Origin of the sequence: Sporosarcina sp. OR05 (assembly GCF_041414805.1) — a bacterium.
Lineage (GTDB): Bacteria > Bacillota > Bacilli > Bacillales_A > Planococcaceae > Sporosarcina > Sporosarcina saromensis.
Window position 1 is genome coordinate 1 of the sequence record NZ_JANKJL010000020.1, and the last position, 22,703, is coordinate 22,703.

Sequence of the window (22,703 nt, forward strand, 5' to 3'; positions counted from 1 at the left end):
TAAACTGGATTGCAGAAAAAATCCAATAGAGAAACGGAAGGAGTTTTTTCATTGACGAAAAACAGAGTGAAAATCGAAATTTATGGTGCAGATATTGTCTGTGCAAGCTGTGTGAATGCCCCTTCATCAAAAGACACCTACGAGTGGTTGCAAGCTGCCATTACGCGCAAGTTCCCTGACCAACCGTTTGAAATTGATTACATCGATATTGAAGCAGACATTCAGGATGTGAAGCAACAGGAAATTGCAGAGCAAGTGTTGAATGACGAATATTTCTACCCTCTTGTCATAATTGATGATGAAGTGATCGGCGAAGGTTATATTCAGTTGAAGCCCGTTTTTAATGCGCTTGAAAAACATGGATATGTGTCACAAGTTTAATGGTTTATTGATAATGAATGCTTGTAAATGAGAACAAACAGCCTTCACTCCTTTGCGTTGAGTGAAGGCTGTTTTCTTATCCATTATGCCATTTATACATCCACAATACGCCTGATTTTAACAACCTGGCGATACGCCCTGTTACGGTGCGGTCTGCCAAATACGCAAAACCTTGCTTTTTTCCTAATGAACCCATGAACCCTTTTAGTTTGATTTCTGGCATTTCTTTTGGAAGCGGCTCATTGTTCCAGACGAGACGGAGCACACGGACGATTTGTTCCGCTTGTTCCTCCGCTAACTGGGCACTTGGAGCAAACGGCAGTGCTGCAATATCCCCAACTACATAGACGTTTTCGTATTGAGGGATTTGGTGGTATTGATTAAGCACAATCCGACCTCGTTCTTTTTCAACATCCATCGCACGAACATTTCTGACAGGTTGAATGCCTGCTGTCCACACGACTGCATCTACTGGAATTTTGTCTTCATGATTGTAAAGAACGTTCTCTTCGACCTTCGTAATATTGCTATTGGAAATGACTTCAACTTCATGCTTATCAAACCAATCTTTTACAAAGTTACTGAGTCTCTCAGGAAAGTCTTTCAAAATTCGCGGTCCTCTGTCGAACAGCTTAATCTTCAAATCAGGACGACTTTCACGCAACTCACTCGCCAATTCGATGCCACTTAAACCCGCACCAACAATTCCTACCGTTGCTCCCCCGCCAAGTCCTTGTAGTTTCTTGTATGTCTCACGGGATTTGCCAATCGTCTGGATACTGTGCGTAAATTCCTCAGCTCCTGGTACATCGTGATAGTTATCTTCGCAACCAAGACCGATGACGAGCTCGTCGTAACGAATTGCCTCTCCATTCGCGAGGTAAACGCACTTCTCCTCCAGTTGAATTTCTTCAATTTCACCTTCAACAACGTGTAAGCGTTCATGTGTTGGCAGTGGAACACGCACGTCCGAATCAGGTGATGTCCCTGCTGCTAGTGCGTAGAATTCCGTTTTCAAACTGTGAAAAGGTGTTCTGTCAATTAACGTAATCTCGAGATCAGCTGGCAATTCTTTGTTGAGCAGGCGAAGCAATATGCGCATATTCCCGTATCCTGCACCTAGTAATACAAGTTTTCTCATAGCTATCTCCTTTTTCAATCGTTTTTCCGTATTGTTCCCACAAATGATTATAGCAGTTTGTGAGATATTTCACAATAAGCCATCCCAATTGACGTAGAAAGGAATCCATAGTAGCATTCTACTAGGTGAGGTGATCGACTTGAATCCGATCGTTGAATTTTGTATAAGCAATCTAGCGAACGGCGCACAAAAAACATTGGAGGCGCTCGAAAGAGACCCAAATATCGATGTACTTGAATACGGTTGTCTCAGCTACTGTACACGATGTGCTGAATCGCTTTACGCACTTGTTAATGGAGAAGTTGTACAAGCGGACACGCCCGACGAGCTGACAGAAAAAATCTATCAGTTCATTGAAGACAATCCGTTATTTTAACAAATAAAAAGTAGAAAGGAATGTTTTCGTGCTTCCTTTCTACTCTAGGTGTAGACAAAGTCCGTTTCGACTCTGTCTACACTTTTTTAGTTAGTTATTGCGTCCAATAAATGCGTAAAGAGGTGCGTCGGTTGTTCCACTTGCTCCAATACGCGTGCAGCAGACGTTACGCCGCCTTCCACATGAATCGTATCGATACCGAAGCGGATACCTGCTAAAATATCTGTGTCATAATTGTCCCCGATCATGACCATCTCCACTTTCCGATAGCCTTTTTCGTGGATATACTGCAACAAGTATGGTTCTGGCTTGCCTACATAAATCGCTTCAATGCCCGTTGCTGTCTCTAACAGTTTTACGAATGAGCCGTTGCCAGGGACTAAACCACGTTCAGTCGGAAGCGCTTTATCCCCATTTGTCGCAATAAAATGTGCGCCATTTTGAATGGCCAAACTGGCTTCCGCAAGTTTTTCATATGTGATGTTGCGATCGATGCCTACGACTACGACATCAGGTGCATCCGTTGTCAGTTGAATGCCTTCATCCGAAAGCGCCTGATGAAGCCCTTCTTCTCCAATCATTTTGACCGTTGCATTCGGAAAATGCTCTTTGCAATATTTTGCTGCAGCAATTGCCGATGTCATAATATGATCTGCCGTCGTCTCAATGCCCATTTTCCCTAGCTTCTGCTTAAATTGCTCAGCGGTCAGTGATGAATTATTTGTTACATAATAAGGTGCAATGCCACGTTCCAACAGCTGTTGAATGAACGATAATGACTCGGGAATCACTTCATTGCCCCGATAGACCGTTCCGTCCAAATCCAAACAAATTGCTTTGTATTTGTCAATCATTGTTATTGCTCCGGACTAAAGGCTGACACCGGGCCGAGTTCGTTTTCTAAGTAATAACGGACATTATGAGCAAATGCTTGGATTTCATTTTTGTGTTCATAAAGGACATTTTCAATCTCTTTATTATCGACAGCGACAAATTCACGGACAATCATTTTGCGCAGGCTAAGCACTTTTTTCAGCGGATCTGCCATTTCTTTCGTAATGACTTTTTCATCTTCCATAATGTCGATAATATCATCATAACTTCCTGGATCGCGCATGATGAAACCGTCAATCATCGAGTTGCCTACGTCGATGATCGATTCAACAATTGTATGTGCGATGCGTTCAAGGGCGAGTGCATGGATTTTATCTTTATTCCACTGTTGGTGCCCTTCAAATAAGGCCAACAGGCTTTCCATATAAGCTAATGTTTCGTTAATTTTGGCTCGATCGATAAAGTACACGATGATTCCCTCCTGTGTATGGATGATTCTTTTTCATCATATCATATTGGACAAAATAATGAACCGCTCGGCATGCAAGGATTTGCACACGAAGCGGTTCAGCACGTTATTCTTGTTCAGTTGTAGCAGGTTTTACCTTTCCGACTTTTTGCAAGACGAAATAAGCGCAACCAAAATTGCAGTACTCGTAGAGATAGTCTTGTAATGTACTGATTTTCGACTCGTATGTCGCTTTTGCATTGCGGTCGTCAAAAAAACCTTTTAGGCGCAGTTGCCCGTAGCCCCAGTCGCCTAAGATGTAATCATACTTCGATAGTACATCACTGAAACGAGCGTTTAATGCTTCTTCATTAAAGCCCTCTCTGTAATTCTTAATAATTTCATATTCAAAATTGTTGAGGGTTACCAATCTTCTCACCGCCATTTCAGCTTTTCACTGTAGATTGTAACAGCTCATCCCCAATACGCTGTTTTTCCTTTGCAGCTGCATTAACCTGTTCATCAGCATGGTAGCTTGAACGGACAAGCGGCCCTGCTTCACAATGGGAGAAGCCTTTTGACATGGCAATTTTGCGCAACTCACCGAATTCTTGTGGAGAATAATATTTTTGGACTTTTAAATGTTTTTTGGTAGGCTGTAAGTATTGTCCAATTGTCATAATGTCCACGTTGTGTGCACGCAAGTCATCCATCGTTTCAATAATTTCTTCCATCGTTTCCCCTAAACCAAGCATGAGGGAAGATTTTGTTGGAATATCCGGATACATATTTTTTGCACGAAGTAACAGTTCCAACGAGCGATCGTACGTTGCACGTGCCCGGACCCTTGGCGTCAAACGACGGACGGTTTCAATATTATGATTCAAAATATCCGGTTTTGCATCCATTAACCGTTGCAAGTTCTCTTCCACTCCACCCATATCGGATGGAAGCACTTCAATTGTCGTAAACGGATTTTTCCGTCTGATGGCACGAATGGTTTCTGCAAATACTTCAGAACCACCATCTTTTAAGTCATCTCGCGCGACCGCAGTGACAACGACATGTTTCAAGTTCATAAGTGAAACGGAATCTGCTACACGTTCTGGTTCTGCAAGGTCTAATTCGTTTGGTAATCCTGTTTTTACCGCACAAAAACGGCATGCTCTTGTGCAAACTGCCCCTAAAATCATGAACGTCGCTGTTCGACGCTCTCCCCAACATTCATGAATGTTGGGGCACCGTGCTTCTTCACAAACAGTATGTAAATTTTTCTCACGCATCAGTTTCTTCAAGTCTGTATAATTGTCATTCGTATTCAGTTTAATTTTCAACCAATCCGGTTTACGAATATGCTCTTCTTTTTTCCCTATTTCTGGTCTGCAGGACACAACAACCGACTCCATTCTTTGCTTGTTTGGCATAAACCACTTCTGTCAATGTATCATATTTTCTGACTTCTAACAACTACAACTCCCTCACAATACACTTGAAACATGCTTGTATTAATGGTAATTAATTCCGCTAAAAAAGTGTAAAACCGACGAATTGCATATCGGCTTTACACTTTTTATTAATCGATTAAACTTGAACTGGCATCTTGGTCGTTAAACATTGTTCTTCTACATTAAGCTCTGCTTCTCGACTTTGAGATTGCATAGAAAATGCTTCCTGCAAGGCCTCCCCAAATAACGAGGATTCCTAGTATCATCATGAAAATTGCTGAACCACTCATATTGAATCCTCCTTATCGATTATCGTAGTCTGTGGAATCGATCGTATTTCTATTCCATTTCATCATTGTAAAGATGATGGCCATGACGATTGCAAACAACGCTACCATCCAACCACTTTGGAAAATGAATGCATCTGGATAGCCTTCGTAGTTGCCGATGATATTGCCTTCGCCGTCTTTATGCAATTTCATCAGATTAATACGTAGTAAATCAAACATCATGTAACCAAGGACGATTGGCGTAACAAACGTTAAGCAGATTCTCCAAAGCAAACCGACTTTGATATCGGAAATTTCGTTCGCATGATTTTCGAACACTTTCAGCTTTCTGAATACCCAAGCGATCAAGAACACTTCCACGAGACCAATTGCCGCAACACCGAATTGGTTAATGAAGTAATCTGCAGCATCTAAGAAGTATAGTCCTCCGCGTGTAGCAAACAAGATTGAGATGATGGAAGCAGATCCTGCACCGAAAAGAACAGCTTTTCGTCGTGAAATATTGAACTTCTCAGATAATCCAGCAATGTATGTCTCACAAATGGAGATGAGTGAAGTAAGACCTGCTAACACTAATGAGAAGAAGAATAAGAATCCAAAGATTCCATTCATGCCCGGCATTTCATTAATGATTTTCGGGAACACAACAAATGCCAATCCAACACCAGCTGAAGCCACTTCTGAGACCGGTTCTCCTGCTTGAGTTGCCATGAATCCTAGTGCTGCAAAGATTCCAATACCCGCTAATAATTCAAAACCTGAATTCGCAAATCCGGTAATGAACGCATTGTTTGTAATATCTGATTTTTTAGGTAAATAACTTGAGTACGTTATCATAATAGCAAATGCAATGGAAAGACTAAAGAATATATGACCGTAAGCTGCTACCCAAACGGTAGAATCAGCTAGTTTACTCAGATCCGGTTTGAAGAAAGCATCCAGACCTAATGCTGCACCATCCAATGTAACAGCTCGGATAACGACTAACAAAAACACGGCGACTAACGTCGGAATGAAAATTCGGTTGGCCAATTCTATGCCACGTTTAACGCCTGCTAAAAGAATAACAAAAGCGATTACCCATACGAGTAATAAAGGTAGGAATACGCCTGGTACAAGCCCTCCGACTTCACCCGGATTATCCGCTAAGTTCAAAACATCACCGAAGAGGAATCCTCCAGTGTCATCTCCCCATGTTAAATTAAAGGAGTAAATAGAGTATTTCATTGCCCAGGCAATAATTACAGCATAATATGTCGAAATGACAAATGAAACAAAGATGCCCCACCAACCAATCCACTCTGCCCCTTTCCCTTTCATACGGAAGAAAGATAATGGTGCAGATCCACGATACTTATGCCCAATCGTGAATTCCATAATTAAAATTGGGATACCTGCGGTTAATAATGCAAATAAATAAGGTATGAAAAATGCCCCTCCACCGTTTTCATACGCAACGTATGGAAAACGCCAGATGTTTCCTAGCCCGACAGCAGATCCGACAGCTGCCATAATAAAACCAGCTCGTGTACCCCATTGCGAACGCTGTGCCATTTAAAGCTCCCCTTTCTAATAGAGTCTTGTAATACTTTGGTATTTTCTGATTATTATATAATCATAAACATAGTATATACGTCTTAGGTGACGTTGTCAAAATATTTTTTATTAAATAACTTCGACACCCGAAATGGTACCTTTCACTCACTACTCAATCGTTACTTTGTCGCGTTTTCGAAAGTTTTACTATTCTTCTATACTATTTCAAGGCTTCGAACTTTTTCATCATACTAGAATTTATGTGTGCTTTTCCTTGAATATTCATTCAGTTCGACGATTGAAGGAAATTGTTTTGCTTATCACCGGAAATGCTGATCGCTATTAAATTGAGGTTGATGAGTTGGCTGAGACATTTTTATAGTCTGTGTCTTACTGATTTGTAGCGGGGATTTTCTTACTAGCGTGTCAATATTTCCGTTTATCGACGTCGGAGCTGGGGATTCTCTTGCTGGCGTGTCGATATATCCGTTTATCGACGCCGGAGCTGGGGATTCTTCTGCTAACGTGTCGATATATCCGTTTATCGACGCCGGATCCGGGGATTCTACGGCTGGCGTGTCTTTAAACCGTGTTTAATGACGAGAGACCTGTGTGACTTTCTAATAGCGAGTCAATATAGTTCGTATTATGACACTGGAGCTTTAAAATTTCCTGCTAACGTGTCTTTAAACATTGCTCATTACGCCAGAGAGACAAATTTCCATTCGGTGAGGCTTTGAAATGGATTGGATGTCTCAGTAGTCACACTTTCCCCCGGAACATGAAACCAGATATAGATAGAAGTTCCTTTAAAATTCAACAAAAATGGAACTGAACAAAGTCAGTTCCATTTTCGCTACTATTGTTATGTGTTTATTCAACGACTGTTGGTTGTTCTACTACTCTTTTATTGCGCGATGTCCAGAATGCGAACAAAGCGATAATGAGTATGATGACGACGACGAGGCCAATCCATACGGAGCCCGTCACGCCTAAGATGAGATAGCCGATTGTTGCGACGGTTGCTGCCATAAGTGCGTATGGTAGCTGCGTTGCAACATGATCAATATGATTGGATCCAGCTCCCGTCGAAGAAAGAATCGTCGTATCGGAAATAGGTGAACAGTGATCACCAAATACAGCGCCTGCAAGAACAGCAGATAATGCTGGAAGCAATAACTCTGGTGCTGCGTTTGTCATAATTGTCCCGGCGATTGGTAATAGAATCCCAAATGATCCCCATGATGTTCCTGTAGAAAACGCCATGAGACCTGCTAGGACGAACATGATAACTGGCAAGAAGTTTACCGGAATGTTCGATTGCTCAACAACACTCGATAAGAATGGACCTGTTTCTAAAATGCCGATTAAGTGTGTCAAGCCCCATGCTAATACCAAGATTAGAATTGCTGGCATCATTGCTTTAATTCCTGTCGTAAATGCTTTGCCGACCAATGTATAAGACGCCGTCTCATTTCGTCCCATTTGTGCAATGTAAAGAATTGCGGCTAATATTGTTCCAATTGTTCCACCTGTTACTAATGATAAAGGTACATCGGTGTTCTCGAAAATTGCCCAAATGCTTAGAGAGTCACTTGCACGGTAACCAGTCCATACCATCATACCGAGCGTCGCGACAATTAATGTCACAATTGGAGCGATTAAATCTCTTACATGACCGTATCCATGCTCAGGAAAATCTTCTTTTAATTGCCCCGGAATTTCTTTTTCCGGGTCGAATAATTCGCCCGTTTTCTGTGCACGGTCTTCGTGTTTCTTCATTTCAAAGAAGTCAATATTCGTCCAAGCAAAGAAGAAGACCATCGCTAATGTAGCGATAACATAGAAATTCATCGGTGCCATCATAAGAAATGCTGAAAGTGGTGAATAATTTACAGCAGCCGTAGTGCCCAATATCAGCGCTAATTGGCCGATCAGAAATGCTCCCCAGCTAGATATTGGTGACACGACACAAATCGGTGCTGACGTTGAATCGATGAAGTATGCTAATTTCGCTCTTGATATTTTGTGCTTGTCTGTGATCGGACGAGCAATTTGGCCAACAGCTAATGCGTTGAAATAGTCGTCCACAAAAATGAGGATACCAAGAATAATGGTCAACAGTTTTGCGCCTCTTCTTGTTTTAATTCGTCGGACTGCCCATTCAGCAAACGCTCTACTGCCACCTGACAAGCTGACAAACGCTGTAATAATGCCTAGGAATAAGATGAAGACCATGATGAAAATATTGTACGTATTAAGTGCTCCACCGTCCCAAAAAGATACTGTTAGAGCGGACCAAATGTTTTTCAATGTGTCTACTGGACCGAAGGATGCTACCAATAATGCGGCAGTTAAAATGCCCGATCCTAGCGATAATAAAACCCTTTTTGTTACTAATACCATCACAATCGCAATCAGTGGTGGTAAGATTGAAACCCATGTACCTATCATACTATTTTCCTCCTCAATTTCTTATTTATCATTGAAGAACAAGTAGGGGGAAATAAAAAGCCGATGCCCTTACACGTTTGTGTGCTAGGCATCGGCTTTTCTACATGTCGTTTGTTGGATAATCTTCGGTGACTTTATCTAACGTACGATCTGTAGCTCATCATGTAGTAAATATACATGACAGTGTCATCCCTGTTCGAAATGACCCCAATATGAACGGATCGGCAATCCTCATTCATATTTCGGCAAAACTTCCTTTCATAGACGGTCTTAGATGCCAATCTTGCGCCTATTACTCTTAAGTCATGCAGCCTCTACCTAATCGGTGTTCCTCTTGTTCTACAACAATAACAGGTTACACGTCAGATTACAAGTAGCTCTTACTCTTTTCCATTTACTCCCGGATAGGGTACTTCGACTTGCGGAGCACTGACATCCCCTTTGCTATAGATTTGAGGGATTGGGCTCTGAATTAAACCGATAGCAACTGGAATCTGTTGTTGCACCGTGCTTTTCGTTGTCGCTAAAGGGACGATAATTTGAACATTTACCGTTACGACGACATTCACAGTCACCATGGCATTATTAATTCCAAATTCTTCAATTTCATGTTTTATCGTCGTTTGAACATCGCCAATGACGTGAAAACGAATCGGGATTTTAGGTCCCAAGTTACCAATAAGGGGGATATTTGTCGCCTGCCCCATCGGTACGAAAAATACGACGCCTCCATATGATTCCATTTCTTCAGGATCGTATTCGATATCCTCACTTAGCGGCAACATTTCCAAGTCGCCTCTTTCAGCAAGCTCTAAATGCGCTTCAACAAGAGTTTGTATCTCTGCCATCGTCTTGCTAATGATTTCAGTGTTAAATGTATTTGTCACCATTCCAGGTGAGTCTGTCGGTACATTTTCAATAATTTCATTCACATCATACATATCTGTCGAGCGGGACTTAATCGCTTGTGTGATGACATAAGCGGCAATTTTCTCGGTTTGGACTTCTGCATACTGAATGTAGATGGGGGTTAGTTTTGAATTGACGATGTACAAAAACATGCCGATTGTTAGGAGTAATGCAGGAAAAAGAATCGGAAACCAACGACGCTTGCGCCTTGGTTCACGGTTATAGTGGCGGGGATATTGTCGTTGAAGACGCCTTGACCGCCTATGAAATTTTCGGGGTGATTGCCCATGAAATCTCAAAACCACTCCTCCTACATAATCTTATGCAGGATAAGAGTGGTTCATTCTAAAAGACTATTATTCATTTTCTTCAAGCAATCCAAGTGATTCCATCATTTCACGTTTGCCATACCAAGCCATAATATCGCGAATTAATTCAGGCATTACATACTCTTTTTCAACATCTTTCAGCATCGGAAAGAAGTAACCAAATGTGAACATATCGAGTGTGGCCAATCGGTATATATGGTCTGTTTGAACGATTTCACTGCCGACCAGCAAGTGTCCATCCCCGTTCATGGCTAATTGTTCAAAGATCATGTTGCCCATAAGTGTTCCGCGGAAACCGAGTCCTTTAATTTCCAACTGCGGCCATTGCTCGTTTTGTGCAGTGTGGTAAACACGCAGCAACTCTTCACCGCGCAATGTTACTACGCAAACGTTGATCGGATGGGGGAGTAACTCGTGTAGATGACGCTTTGTTACCCACCCTTGTTCAAGGCTTCTTAAAAATATGCCCGCATTAAACATCGCACAATCCGCATGTGTATAGGCAAGGAGCGCTTGACCAAAAAAAGTAGCTAACGAACTATTCGCAAACAACTGCTGTTTCAAAGGTGTTTCAATGAAGAATACTTTTTCATCCAATGCGATTTGACCAGCATTTAGTAACCCGTTCACTTCGCGCACATCATCTTTTCCAGAAGCCAAATCTCCTACTGGGATAACAGTCGCTTGCTTATTCAGCAATCGGTTGCTTTTTGTATCCACTTCTAGCGTCACACGCCCGACGTATTGTCCAAATTTCCCGGTCGCTGCTAATAGCGAATGATGGACAAGTTCGCCATCAGGGAATAAATGATGCGTATGCGCTCCGAGGATGACGTCAATTTCAGGGCACATTTCGGCAAGTAATCGATCTTCATTCACACCTAAATGAGATAAGCAAATGAGGATATCCACTTCGTGACGAATTTTTTCGACGACTGCTTTCAGAGCGGCATGTGGTTCATGAATGTGCCAGCCTAGTTTTGAATAAAAATCCGTATACATCGCTGTCGCTCCGATAACGCCAACGCGAGTCCCCTCGACGGTGCTATAAATTTTATACAGCTTCATCCATTTTGGAATGGACCCGTCAGTTTCGACTAGATTACAAAGTATGACGTCAAAATCCGCACCTTCATAAAGTGTATTCAATGCATTTTTAGATAGCGTAATGCCTTCGTTATTGCCAATTGTCACCGCGTCATACCCTGCGCTGTTCAGCAACGCCACATTGCCTTTTCCGGCCGTTCCTTCTGTAAATGGATGGGAACGATCGACGTGATCGCCGATATCAAAACGGAAACTCGTTTCCGAAGCGTTTGCATGAATTGCTTGTTGTGTAAGAAGATAGCGGCTAATCTGTGGCCAGCTTTCGAAATGACTATGAAGATCATTTGTATGATATATGTGGATTTTTTCGACAAATTGTTCCATTGGTCATCCCCAAATCCCCTCATAGATTGATCGCAATCCGAACAACAATAACATGATGCGTAGCACGAGCACCAATGTATCCGAATCCATTTTTTTATTCAACATCGTACCGATTGTTCCGCCAATATAGGCACCTGGTATGACTGCTAACGCATACAACCATGGTACATGACCGAGGGAAATATGAGTGATTGAATTGACGATAGCAGATAGGAATACGATGAACATCGATGTACCGACAGCAACATGTGGAGGAAATAAGAATAACAAAATGAGTGCTGGGACAATCATCGTGCCGCCACCAATGCCGAATAATCCAGATGTAAAACCGATTGTAAATGTGAGAATGAGTGCAAACCATATCGGATAACCATACACATGTGACTCCCCGTGTTGGTCAACGAATGTCATTTGCTTGCCTCGATCGACAAACCAGTGGATGGGTTTTAAGTATTTCCTTGCTAGCAATAAAATAGATAGGACGAGTAGTAGAATTCCAAAATACAAATTAAAGGATGGTAAATCCAGTCCTTTATTCACAAAAGCGCCGATCATTGTTCCGGGAATAGAGCCTGCAAAAAAGATCCAGCCTGTCCGGTAATCGATTGTTTTCACTTTTACGTGTGAGAGCGTTGAAGATAGACCATTGAAGATCATCATGATGACGGAAATGCCGACGACGCTTTGAGGGGTGATTCCTGGAATGAGTCCTAAATCAATACCGATTAATAATGTTAATGGGACAAGAATCGTTCCACCACCAAGGCCGACAATCGAACCCATAATGCCGGAAATCGCCCCAATCAATGCTAATAATATATATGCCACTTCTTATTCCTCCTCAAAGATGTCGAGCTGCTTAGGTGCGAGCGCTTGGAAGTCGATGCCCATCATTTTTTGAAGGCGTTTTGCATTTTCAGCTGCATGACCACCTGAGTTGTTATTGAAAATGACGTATACGTGCTCCGTTTCGCTTGTTACTTGTCGAATTGCTTGCTCGATTTCCATTAGTTCTGCATGTGAATAATCGTATAAATACCGCACTTCTCGCCACGCTTCATTGTTACCTGTGCGATTGCGCCAACCGTTTACGTTACGGCCATGAATGCGAAGGAGCACTTTATCTTTTCGTGTTGAAACAGCTACGAGAGGGACGCTCCCTTCTCCATCTTGAGGTTCGTCGCACACTGAATGGATGAAGTGATGTTCGCGTAAAAAGGTGAGGGTCTTTTCGCGCATGGCTTCTGTATACCACGACTGGTGGCGAAATTCGATGGCGACGTCATACCCTTCCAATTGGTGCCTGATGAAGCGGAGTTGCTCGACATTTTCGCGTTTGCAATCGAACCATGGTGGAAATTGCACGAGAATCATAGCCAGTTTAGCTGCTTCACGTAATGGCTCGATAGATCGTTTAAACTGGACGAACATTTCTTCAGGTGTTTCATAAGGTAATTCCCCGCGTTGATGCCCTGTCATCCCTTGGTATGCTTTCACGACAAACTGAAAGGTTTCAGGTGTTTCAGCAATCCATTTGCGGATATTGCGTTCGGGTTGGATTGCATAGAACGAAGCGTCTAGCTCAACGATTGGAAAGTGTGCACTATAATCTTGTAATTTTTCTTTTGGGCTGGAAGAAGGATGATAGACATCCGGATGGTCGCCCCACCCTGTCAATCCGATGTGAATCACGTCAATCCCCCGTTTCGGTTTTTTTGAATGAATAGTGTCATCATATCATAGGAGGAGTTGGTACTTCTGTTATTTTGCATTGGGCTGGGGGATTCGCCGGGTTATGTGGCGTTTGTGGGGATTATGCCGCGTTTCGCGGGGTTATGCGGCGTTTGGTGGAGTTATGCGGCGTTTCGGAGAAGTATGCCGCGTTTCGCGGAAGTATGCGGCGTTCGGTGGAAGTATGCCGCGTTTGGCGGAGTTATGCGGCGTTTGGCGGAAGTATGCCGCGTTCGGCGGAAGTATGCGGCGTTTCGGAGAAGTATGCCGTGTTCGGCGGAGTTATGCGGCGTTTCGGAGAAGTTTGCCGTGTTTGGCGGAGTTATGCGGCGTTTCGCGGAGTTATGCCGCGTTTTGGCCGAAGTATGCCGCGTTGAAGAGATATGCCTCGTTGTTCATGAGAAGAAGCATGTTTGGGGTAGATGCAAGTTTAGGGCATGAGCATGTGACGTTTGAATGAAATCTATCGGCTTTCGTGAAATATGTGGCATTTTCAAAGAAAGGTGTTTTACTACGAGTAAGTGGCTGGTTGGATATAGGTTCGCGGGTATGTTCATGACTTGGTGCAAACAGTCGCGCTAAATCGCTTTTGACCAATTAAGCACTTGCTCAAACATCTTAGCAGCCGTTTGGTGTTGCTCCTTGGTCCATCTAATAACCATTCATCTCCTGTTTGTGAACTTGCTTTTTCATCAAAAATCGAGTAGGAGGCTAATCATTATTGATTAGCCGACCTCTCACACCACTTACACCTTACGTACCATTTGAAATGCGGTTGTTCAACCTTTCTATTCATTCTTTGACGATTCGTCCAAATACAAGTATCTATTGATTTTACATAACACCTATCTATTGCTCAACCATGACTACAACACTAAACCGTCAACTAAATCGATCACTTGAAAAGCGGATTGTAGTTCCTTTTCTAAACTAGACGACTGCCATTCTGATTCATTTCCTAAACAAGCACAGATGTAGGTCTGTTCATGTTTCGTGAATCTTTTTCTATAATGCACATGGCCATTGAGTATATAACGAATCGAAGGACGTGATTCAATCCATTCAGCATAACGTTTACTTCCTAAAAATGCATTAAAATAATCAAACACCGGGTGCGGCGTAGGCACGATAAAGGCATCTGTTGCAACCATGTGAAGACATAAAATTACCTGTCGATCCCCGATTTGTTCAAGATCTGATTGGAGTTGAATCAAACTCTGTTCTACTACTTCTTCATCTGTCATGTTCCAGTCAATATAAAGATGATCTTTCCACGTTCTACCATTGTACTGTTTTTGTGAAAATTGTTCGTGCGTAGTGAATTGATTGCCAAACGAATAGTCGTACCATCCGCTATGCCCGATTATTGCCCATTCGTCATTTAACACATACGGTCTATTTTGTAAGGAACGTGGATCCGCCTGAAGTCGACCAGCAATTTGTTCCGTATTTTTCTCTTTGTCAGCGAGTGTCCAGAGATCATGATTTCCCGCAACAAAACGAATTGGACAGCGCAAGCGACTATCTAAATCACTGATAAATTTTAAAGTAAGTTGACTATCATTGCTAATATCTCCTGCGATTACTAAGCAATCTAGCTGCAGTTGTCCGGCAAGTTTAACGAGCTGTGCTAGATAGCTAGCGTATAACAGGTCCGAATTTTCACGTTGGTCAATATGTAAATCTGAGATTACACCTATTCTCATTGTATGTCTCCTTTCTGAATCGAGGAAGCAAAATGACAACGAACAGCATTCCCGTTAGCTAACGGGTCAAGCGTAGGCGATTTCTGTAAACAAGTTTCCTGCATGTATGGGCAGCGTGTACTAAATTTACAACCTAACGGTAAATCCATAGGACTTGGGATTTCACCTTCAAGCAATGTTAATGCTCCTTTTTGATCCACTTGTGGAATAGCAGAAAACAATGCTTTTGCATAAGGATGAACAGGTGTTTTTCCAACGTTATCTCGCTCTATAATCTCTACAATTTCGCCTAAATACATTACAGCTATACGATCACAAAAATATTGGATGACATTCAAATCATGAGAAATAAATAAGTACGTCAATTGATATTGCTTTTGAATTTTTTTGAGAACGTTTAATATTTGTGCTTGAACGGAAACATCCAGTGCAGATACGCCTTCGTCAATGACAATAAATGATGGATCCAAAACAAGTGCACTCGCAATCGCTACCCTCTGTCGTTGTCCACCTGATAACTGATGTGGATAACGTTGAAAAAAGCTTTCGTCAATGCCTACATCTTGTAACACGCGGCTTACTTTCGCGCGGCGTTGTTCTGCATTTCCTAGACGATGAATACGTAAAGGTTCTTCTACAATTGAAAATACTGTTTTACGAGGGTTCAGAGATGAGTATGGGTCTTGAAAGACGATTTGTACTTCCTTGCGCCACTGCTTCATTTCCTGCCGATTCATGGTCGCTATATCTCTTCCTTTATACGTAATAGATCCCTCGGTCGGTTTTAGTAAACGCACGATTAGTTGACCTGTCGTTGACTTTCCACACCCCGATTCCCCGACTACACCAAAGGATTCACCTTCAACTAACGTTAAATGAATGCCATTTACTGCATGTACAACTTTCTTTTTCTCAAAAAAGGACTGCTGAGGAACATCAAATGTTTTGTGGACATTTTCGAGTTGAATCAACGGCATTTACACCATCCTCCTCATACATAAGATGACAACTAGCATAATGGCCATGTTCTCCAGTAGTGAATGGGCGATCGACGATACATTGAGGCATACGCTCTCCACAACGGTCAACAAAAAGACAGCCATTCTTTCTATCTTGGAGAGGTGGGACTGTGCCAGGGATTGTATATAAAGGAGTACCCCTTTTACTGTAAGTAGGAATCGCTTGTAATAATCCTTTTGTATACGGATGTTTGGGTTGACTGAAGACATCTTCTACAGTCCCTGTTTCAATAATTCTTCCTGCATACATAACGATGACACGATCACAAATTTCTTTAATGACACCTAGATCATGAGAAATAAATACAAGTGAAGACTGGCGTTTTGTCATCACGGATTTGAACACATGTAAAATTTGTGCTTGAATCGTTACATCGAGAGCAGTTGTCGGTTCATCCGCAATGATTAAATCAGGTTCATTAATTAAAGCCATCGCAATGACTACCCGTTGACGCATGCCTCCAGATAATTCGTGTGGGTAGGAACGATACAACGTTTCCACTCGAGATAAACCGACTTCACGCATCACTGCATACGCCTTCTCTTGTCGTTCAATTTTCGAAAGATTCGTATGTTGTTTTAAGCTTTCAGTCATTTGCTTACCAATCGTCATCAGAGGATTGAGGGCGGTCATCGGTTCTTGAAAAATCATTGCCATTTCATTTCCACGAATTTGATGCCAATCTGTTTGCTCGTCTAACACTTTACCCTTCAATCGCATTGTACCTGCAGTACGTTCTGAGGTCCGATGGAGTAAATTCATCATCGTCAATGAAGTTAAACTCTTTCCACAACCAGACTCGCCTACAATTCCAACAATTTCATTCGGTTCAATTTCAAATGAAATACCATCTAACGCCTTATACGAGCCGTCTTCCAAGTGAAAAGCTACATCTACATCGATCATCTCAAATAACGGTTGGGTCATCGATAAACTCCTTTCATTTTCTAGCATTTGCGTCACGAATTCCATCGCTCAATAAATTAAAACCGAGTACCATACATGTAATGACTCCGCCTACAATGATGATATAACTAGGTGTAGCTGCAATGAATGGTTGAGCTTCTTTTAACATTCTGCCCCAACTCGCGAAAGGGGGCTGTACACCTAACCCAAGATAACTTAAGCCGGATTCCGCTAAAACTGAACTCGAAAAACTTAATGTAATCGCCACAATAATTGGCGATAAACTATTCGGCAAAATATGGTGATACATGAGGCGGACATGCGATGCCCCTTTCGCTTTACTCGCTTTCACATAGTCAAATTCCTTCGCTTGCACGAAACTTGACCGAATGATTCGGGTAAATGAAGGAATGCTCATAAGACCAATTGCTATAATCGTAATCGTTAAGCTTGGGCTAAAGACTGCTACCAGAACGATCGCAAATAAAATTCCAGGTAACGCCATCATCGCGTCAATCAATCTCATAATGAGCTCATCGATCCACCCACCAAAATAACCGCTAATCGATCCGAGTACCAATCCAAAAGATAAGCCTATCGCTACCGACATGGATCCTATTAAAAACGCTGTCTGCGCGCCTTCCATGACACGACTCAGTATATCTCTCCCGAAGTTATCCGTGCCCATCAAATGTTGCATGCTCGGTCGTTGAAGCCGTTCATCAGGAAACATTTGGTTAGGATCATACGGCGTATATATCAAACTGACCAACATGAGTAAGGTGAGTGATCCTACAAGCACAAAACCGATTTGTAGTGAAAGATTTTTCTTCACACGCATTCAACCTTTCTTCTTTATTCTTGGATCGATGATGCGGTAAAGCAAATCGATAACAATATTAATGACGATTACAAATATCGCAATATACGAAACGAGTGCTTGAATTAACGGAAAATCTCGACTCGTAATCGACTGAATTAATAAATTCCCTAAACCTGGTAAAGCAAATACATTTTCGATAATAATACTTCCTGCAATCGTATCCGCCACAATCATTCCCATAATCGTTAACACAGGAATGAATGCATTTCTTACGATGTGACGAGACATCACCTGATGATCTTTTACCCCTTTACTTTTCGCGGTTCGAACGTAATCCATCGTCGTCTGATCGAGAATGGTATTTCTTAAGTAACGGGTAACGACAGCAATATTCGATACTGCAATCGCAATACTTGGTAAAATAAACGACTGGATTGCTCGCATCGGATTTTCACTCCATGCTGTATATCCAAATGTCGGGAACCACCCTAACTTCACACCAAACAAATAAATGAGCAAAAAACCAAACCAAAATGATGGAATTGCGATGCCTAATTGAGTGAAGAGATTTACTACAAAGGCGTACCATTTGTCTTGTTTCATTGCGATAAACATACCGAGTGGCAAGGCGATTAAAGCCGTTATAACAAGTGATGACAGTGCTAAAGCTAGAGTGACAGGCACTCTTTGCTTTAACACATCCATCACTGGCATTTGGTACTTCAACGACTCGCCCAAATCACCCGTAAAAATTCCTTGTACCCACTGCATATAACGGGTCGTGAGCGGTTCATCTAATCCTAGTTTTTGTTCAAGTTGCTTGATTTGCGCTTCATCAGCATCAATCCCTAAAATGATTTGTGCTGGATTTCCTGGTAACACTTGAAACATGAAGAAAATCAGCAATGTGACGATAAACAACGTAAGAATAGATGACAACAATTTATAAGTTAGTCGTTTCAATGGCTAAACTCCTTATTTCTTATCTGATATTGTCACATCTTCAAGATTGAATTTTTGAATCGGATACATTTTAAAACCTGAAATTCCTTTTCGCATACCGATTGAACGATCTGGATCCATGATGAAAACACTTGCTGCTTGTTCTGTCAATATCATCTGTGCCTTTTTATAAAACTCCGCACGCTCGTCCTCATTAGTCGTCGCAAGAGCTGATTGAATGGCTTGATCAAACGTAGGATCATTAAACTTCACGAAGTTTTTCGTATAATCACTCACAAAACGGCCGACTACTTCAAACGGATCTAATTTCCCTGTAAAACTGATGACCGTCGCTTCATATTGCGCATTTGAATACACCCGTTCTAACCATGTACTAAACTCAATCGACTCAATACTTACAGAAATTCCGACTTCCGCTAACTGGCTCGCCAATATTTGAGCTGTATCTACATGGAATTGATATTCTGATGGCACCGTTAACGTAAATGAAAATCCTTCTGGATAGCCAGCTTCTTCTAGGAGTTTTTTCGCTTGCTTGATATCATGCGGATAATAATTTTCTAATCCTTCTTGGAAAAAGAAATCCATTGCAGGGCTAAAGTTTGAACCTAATTTCGTCCCTTTCCCTTCAGCTACCGTTTGAATGATGACATCTTTATTAATTGCATGATTGATAGCTTGGCGTACTTTTACGTTTGTAAAAGGCTCAAATGAATTATTCATCGCCATTAATTGCACCATGTTTTGCGGTCCTGAAACGACGTCAATCGCATCACCTAATTGTTGAATACCTAACTCAGAAATACCTGGAATTACATCGATATCTCCAGCTTGTAATGCAAGCAATGCAGCTTCTGAATCTGGCATAATTTTAAACTGTACTTCGTCAACAATTGGCACACGGTCCGTTAAGTAATAGTTTTCGTTTTTCTCTAGTACTAATTGTTGACCCGCATCATACTGTTTGAACGAAAATGGACCCGCACCAACCGGTTTCGTCGAATGTTCTTCATAACCTTCTGGTAAAATCGCAACGATGTTACGTGCTAAAAATGATGAATCCACTTCTTTTAACACGACTGCCACTTCTGTGTCTGACTTCGCTTCTATCGAGGATATGACTGAAAACTTTGACGAGAGTGGTTCACCTGAAGTTAAACCAGCTAAACGATCATAAGAATACACGACATCTTTAGCAGTAAATGTTGCACCGTTATGGAATGTGACTCCTTCTCTTAACGTGAATGTATACGTGAGTCCATCTTCAGAGACGACTACGTCTGTCGCTAAACGCGGCTCTAATTCGCCCGCTTCATTTGTATCAAATAATCCATCAAATACATTGTCCATCATTGAACCTGTATCCGTTGCTGCTGATTGATAAGGATCTAAATTATCTACTTCTGTAGCCATTGAAATACGCAATACTTGTCGTTCACCTGGTGCAGAAGTTTGTTGTTTGTTTGTTTTTGATGAATCATTATTGCCCACATCTTTTGACCCGCAAGCTGTAAGAATTAGTAAAGCTGAAAGAATAATAAATACGAATGTTTGGTTAAAGCGCATGATTCACTTCTCCTTTAATCGTCATTGTCATAAATGGTTTTGCTAATTGTGCTGCGTAATTTGTAAGCTGCTTCACTTCTTCTATTAATAATTTTTGTTCCCCATAATGTGGCAAGTGTGTAAGTATTGTTTGTTTCGCTTTGACAATGTTCATCATTTTCGCCACATCACTTGACGTACAATGTGTAGATGCAATCGACTGCTGAGCGGCATAAAAACTACACTCTGTCAGATAAATGTCCGCCCCTTTCGCAAACTGCGCTAATTTTTCACAATAAGCGGTATCTGCCGTGTAAACGAACACTTGACCCTTCCATTGTAATCGCATGGCAAGTGTAGGCACGTTATGATTCGTTTCAAAAAATGTACAGTTTAATTCCTTCAACACTACTTTTGACGAGGGTTGTAATGGATGTCTTTCAATCACATCGGGAAATTCAAATGATATACTTGCCTCTGGATCATAGAGAAATACTTGTAGTTTCTTCTTTCTTCGCTTTAATTGGGTATCCACAAGTGCAGCGTATTGGAGCGTCATCAAATCTGCAATGTGATCCGCGTGGATATGACTGACGAATACTACATCAATTGTTGCTAGATCAATCAATTTTCCGAGTTGAGACAAACTTCCACTTCCCACATCAATCAGAATCTTTAAATCGTCACACTCTACTAAATAGCAAGCGGTTGCTTCTCCTTTTGCTGGGTAAGCTCCCCATCTTCCGATGATCGTGACTTTCATGATATTCCCCCATCTACCTCGTAATACCTTTGAAATTGGTGTTCCATCGATTCAATCTTTTTGACTAATCGGGAGGAGTCTTGTTGCGCAATCGCATGCATAATTGCGTGGCAAATCGAAAGTGCCCCCGTATAAGAATCTAAAAAGTATGTTGATTCTTGGCGTGACGTAAACTGTATATCAGCATAAGGTGCTGCAGGAGACGCGAGTTGATCCGTCAAAACGATAACTGTCATCCCTTTCTGTTTCGCTTCCCGTATGACATATAAAGTGTGCGGGCAATATCTCGGATAAAAACTGACGAACAACACGTCCTCCGCTTGAAAGACATCTACATATTCAGGAATGTCCCCAATTGGGATGAAAGTCGTTCGGCCGAGTGTATAGCGCAACAGATAACTCATATAACTCGTTACTGCTTGCCCCATTCGCCAACCAGCGACATAGATATGACTCGCTCCCAACAAATCACTAGCAGCTTGTTGAACATCAGGTTCTTTCATCTGTTGTCCAGTCGTCATCACATTATCAACTTCTGTCATGAAATGTTTAAACAACCAAGATTCAACAGGGACTTCTGTCATCTTCATCAGTTTTGTAATCACTTTTCGATTGTGTTGATTTAAAAATTGTAGTTCTTGCTTCATCAATAAAAAACTGTCAAACCCGAGTTGCTTTGCAAACCGATGCACCGTCGTTTCGCTAACTTTTGTTCGATTAGCGATTTGTTGAGCAGTTAAAAAACTACATTCTTGTAAATGTTGCAAGATAAATGTTGCGATATTTTTTTGCGACCTACTCCATTCCACATCCGGGTGTTCTAATTTCTCAATTAATGAGGAAATACGACTCCCTCCTTTCATCTCTACTGTAAGACATGAATGTAAATCCATTACGGTATCTTTGTAAAAATCTCATGAAGAAAATCCACCTTTTAGGTATTTTTGAAGGGAATCCACCATTTCAAAAAAATAACCTAACAACAGAACCTGAGCTCTGTTGTTAGGTTATTTACGCTTTTACACTTAACTCTTCCATGAAATACATCTCAACTTCATGCCAATTATCCACACGGACATCATAAGCAAGTTCAATGTTTTGCATTGCTGTATACATTACGCCTCGCCCTTCAAAGCGAGTCAACTGTTGGATATTATCATCGATTAAATAATCGGCTTGGACGACTTTTTTATTGCCACAGAAGATAAACAAATTCGGATCTAAAAATGGGAAGTGTTCACGTAACCAATCAAACTTGGCAGCGAATGAATTCGGCACTTCCATCGCTGCTGTCGCAATGACAATTTCATAATGTTTACTGAGTCGCTCTAATACGACTTGGCTCCCTTCAATTACTTGCATAGTACGAAAGAAATGATCCGTATGGATTTGTTCTACTAGATAGTCCAATTCATTCGGGTATAATTCTTCAATCGAGTATTCGTTTAAATGAGCACGTGTATAGCGTTGATTTGTTTTTTTATTTAATACATCGAGTACTTGCTGCGTAAAGTCCGCAAGTACCTCATCCATATCTACAGCAATTCTTCTCATAACAATCCCCTCTTTCTTCTTTTATCCTCCCGAGTATACTCTACTATTTTCAGATCCCCTCACTTTTTACACAATCTTTACGTAACCTTATCATTCTCACAAAGTGAGTTAATTTATC

At 41.5% G+C, this 22,703-nt stretch carries 23 protein-coding genes and 1 riboswitch; of the genes, 2 read left to right on the forward strand and 21 right to left on the reverse strand.

All coding sequences use genetic code 11. The features are described from left to right. The first annotated feature begins 51 nt into the window (after positions 1 to 51). Positions 52 to 381, forward strand: a complete 330-nt coding sequence (locus NRI27_RS17410; protein ID WP_371391830.1) for a YuzD family protein — start codon at positions 52 to 54, stop codon at positions 379 to 381. Between the two features lie 76 nt (positions 382 to 457). On the opposite strand, the gene NRI27_RS17415 is transcribed toward NRI27_RS17410, so the two are convergent. Next, on the reverse strand, positions 458 to 1,522 hold the full coding sequence (locus NRI27_RS17415) for an NAD(P)/FAD-dependent oxidoreductase (RefSeq protein ID WP_317943967.1): 1,065 nt from the start codon (positions 1,520 to 1,522) through the stop codon (positions 458 to 460). Positions 1,523 to 1,661: 139 nt separating this feature from the next. On the opposite strand from NRI27_RS17415, the gene NRI27_RS17420 reads away from it, so the two are divergent. After that, on the forward strand, positions 1,662 to 1,898 hold the full coding sequence (locus NRI27_RS17420; RefSeq protein ID WP_317943966.1) for a YuzB family protein: 237 nt from the start codon (positions 1,662 to 1,664) through the stop codon (positions 1,896 to 1,898). Positions 1,899 to 1,984: 86 nt separating this feature from the next. Here NRI27_RS17420 and NRI27_RS17425 read toward each other — a convergent pair whose 3' ends face one another. The 20 genes from NRI27_RS17425 to NRI27_RS17520 all read right to left on the reverse strand — a co-directional run bounded on the left by NRI27_RS17425 (position 1,985) and on the right by NRI27_RS17520 (position 22,585). Beyond that, a complete protein-coding gene (locus NRI27_RS17425; protein WP_371391831.1) occupies positions 1,985 to 2,752 on the reverse strand; it encodes a TIGR01457 family HAD-type hydrolase in 768 nt (255 codons plus the stop codon). A gap of 2 nt (positions 2,753 to 2,754) precedes the next feature. Continuing rightward, positions 2,755 to 3,201 (reverse strand): DUF86 domain-containing protein, encoded by a 447-nt coding sequence (locus NRI27_RS17430; RefSeq protein WP_371391832.1) that lies wholly within the window; start codon positions 3,199 to 3,201, stop codon positions 2,755 to 2,757. Positions 3,202 to 3,307: 106 nt separating this feature from the next. Then, positions 3,308 to 3,625 (reverse strand): YutD family protein, encoded by a 318-nt coding sequence (locus NRI27_RS17435; RefSeq protein WP_371391833.1) that lies wholly within the window; start codon positions 3,623 to 3,625, stop codon positions 3,308 to 3,310. Between the two features lies 1 nt (position 3,626). Beyond that, a complete protein-coding gene (gene lipA / locus NRI27_RS17440) occupies positions 3,627 to 4,604 on the reverse strand; it encodes a lipoyl synthase (protein WP_371391834.1) in 978 nt (325 codons plus the stop codon). 203 nt (positions 4,605 to 4,807) lie between these two features. Beyond that, a complete protein-coding gene (locus NRI27_RS17445; RefSeq protein ID WP_317943959.1) occupies positions 4,808 to 4,915 on the reverse strand; it encodes a methionine/alanine import family NSS transporter small subunit in 108 nt (35 codons plus the stop codon). A gap of 12 nt (positions 4,916 to 4,927) precedes the next feature. Further along, positions 4,928 to 6,469: a sodium-dependent transporter gene (locus NRI27_RS17450; protein ID WP_371391835.1), complete on the reverse strand. Its 1,542-nt coding sequence runs from the start codon at positions 6,467 to 6,469 to the stop codon at positions 4,928 to 4,930. Positions 6,470 to 7,324: 855 nt separating this feature from the next. Then, a complete protein-coding gene (locus NRI27_RS17455; protein WP_371391836.1) occupies positions 7,325 to 8,905 on the reverse strand; it encodes a Na+/H+ antiporter NhaC family protein in 1,581 nt (526 codons plus the stop codon). A 145-nt stretch (positions 8,906 to 9,050) separates the two neighbouring features. Then, positions 9,051 to 9,230, reverse strand: a riboswitch (Lysine riboswitch). A 55-nt stretch (positions 9,231 to 9,285) separates the two neighbouring features. Continuing rightward, positions 9,286 to 10,113 carry a sporulation protein YunB gene (gene yunB, locus NRI27_RS17460; protein ID WP_371391837.1) on the reverse strand — a complete coding sequence of 276 codons (828 nt, stop codon included), beginning with the start codon at positions 10,111 to 10,113 and terminating at the stop codon, positions 9,286 to 9,288. 57 nt (positions 10,114 to 10,170) lie between these two features. Beyond that, complete coding sequence (locus tag NRI27_RS17465) at positions 10,171 to 11,574, reverse strand: bifunctional metallophosphatase/5'-nucleotidase (protein ID WP_371391838.1); 1,404 nt, start codon at positions 11,572 to 11,574, stop codon at positions 10,171 to 10,173. A 3-nt stretch (positions 11,575 to 11,577) separates the two neighbouring features. Then, a complete protein-coding gene (locus tag NRI27_RS17470; protein ID WP_317943949.1) occupies positions 11,578 to 12,402 on the reverse strand; it encodes a sulfite exporter TauE/SafE family protein in 825 nt (274 codons plus the stop codon). 3 nt (positions 12,403 to 12,405) lie between these two features. After that, positions 12,406 to 13,266: a DUF72 domain-containing protein gene (locus tag NRI27_RS17475; protein WP_371391839.1), complete on the reverse strand. Its 861-nt coding sequence runs from the start codon at positions 13,264 to 13,266 to the stop codon at positions 12,406 to 12,408. Between the two features lie 905 nt (positions 13,267 to 14,171). Beyond that, positions 14,172 to 15,011, reverse strand: a complete 840-nt coding sequence (locus NRI27_RS17480) for a metallophosphoesterase (RefSeq protein ID WP_371391840.1) — start codon at positions 15,009 to 15,011, stop codon at positions 14,172 to 14,174. After that, entirely contained in the window at positions 15,008 to 15,988 is a 981-nt protein-coding gene (locus NRI27_RS17485; RefSeq protein WP_371391841.1) for an ABC transporter ATP-binding protein, read from the reverse strand. The genes NRI27_RS17480 and NRI27_RS17485 overlap by 4 nt, the downstream gene beginning before the upstream one ends. Next, positions 15,948 to 16,958 (reverse strand): ABC transporter ATP-binding protein, encoded by a 1,011-nt coding sequence (locus NRI27_RS17490; protein ID WP_371391842.1) that lies wholly within the window; start codon positions 16,956 to 16,958, stop codon positions 15,948 to 15,950. Before NRI27_RS17490 ends, NRI27_RS17485 begins: the two co-directional genes overlap by 41 nt. Before the next feature lie 13 nt (positions 16,959 to 16,971). After that, entirely contained in the window at positions 16,972 to 17,778 is an 807-nt protein-coding gene (locus NRI27_RS17495; RefSeq protein WP_317943940.1) for an ABC transporter permease, read from the reverse strand. Next, positions 17,779 to 18,723, reverse strand: coding sequence for an ABC transporter permease (locus NRI27_RS17500; protein WP_371391843.1), 945 nt, complete (start codon positions 18,721 to 18,723; stop codon positions 17,779 to 17,781). 12 nt (positions 18,724 to 18,735) lie between these two features. Next, complete coding sequence (locus NRI27_RS17505) at positions 18,736 to 20,289, reverse strand: ABC transporter substrate-binding protein (RefSeq protein WP_371391844.1); 1,554 nt, start codon at positions 20,287 to 20,289, stop codon at positions 18,736 to 18,738. Next, positions 20,279 to 21,031, reverse strand: a complete 753-nt coding sequence (locus tag NRI27_RS17510; RefSeq protein WP_371391845.1) for an MBL fold metallo-hydrolase — start codon at positions 21,029 to 21,031, stop codon at positions 20,279 to 20,281. Before NRI27_RS17510 ends, NRI27_RS17505 begins: the two co-directional genes overlap by 11 nt. Next, entirely contained in the window at positions 21,028 to 21,924 is an 897-nt protein-coding gene (locus NRI27_RS17515) for a MurR/RpiR family transcriptional regulator (RefSeq protein WP_317943932.1), read from the reverse strand. Before NRI27_RS17515 ends, NRI27_RS17510 begins: the two co-directional genes overlap by 4 nt. A 118-nt stretch (positions 21,925 to 22,042) precedes the next feature. Further along, a complete protein-coding gene (locus NRI27_RS17520) occupies positions 22,043 to 22,585 on the reverse strand; it encodes a 5' nucleotidase, NT5C type (RefSeq protein WP_371391846.1) in 543 nt (180 codons plus the stop codon). Positions 22,586 to 22,703 lie beyond the last annotated feature (118 nt).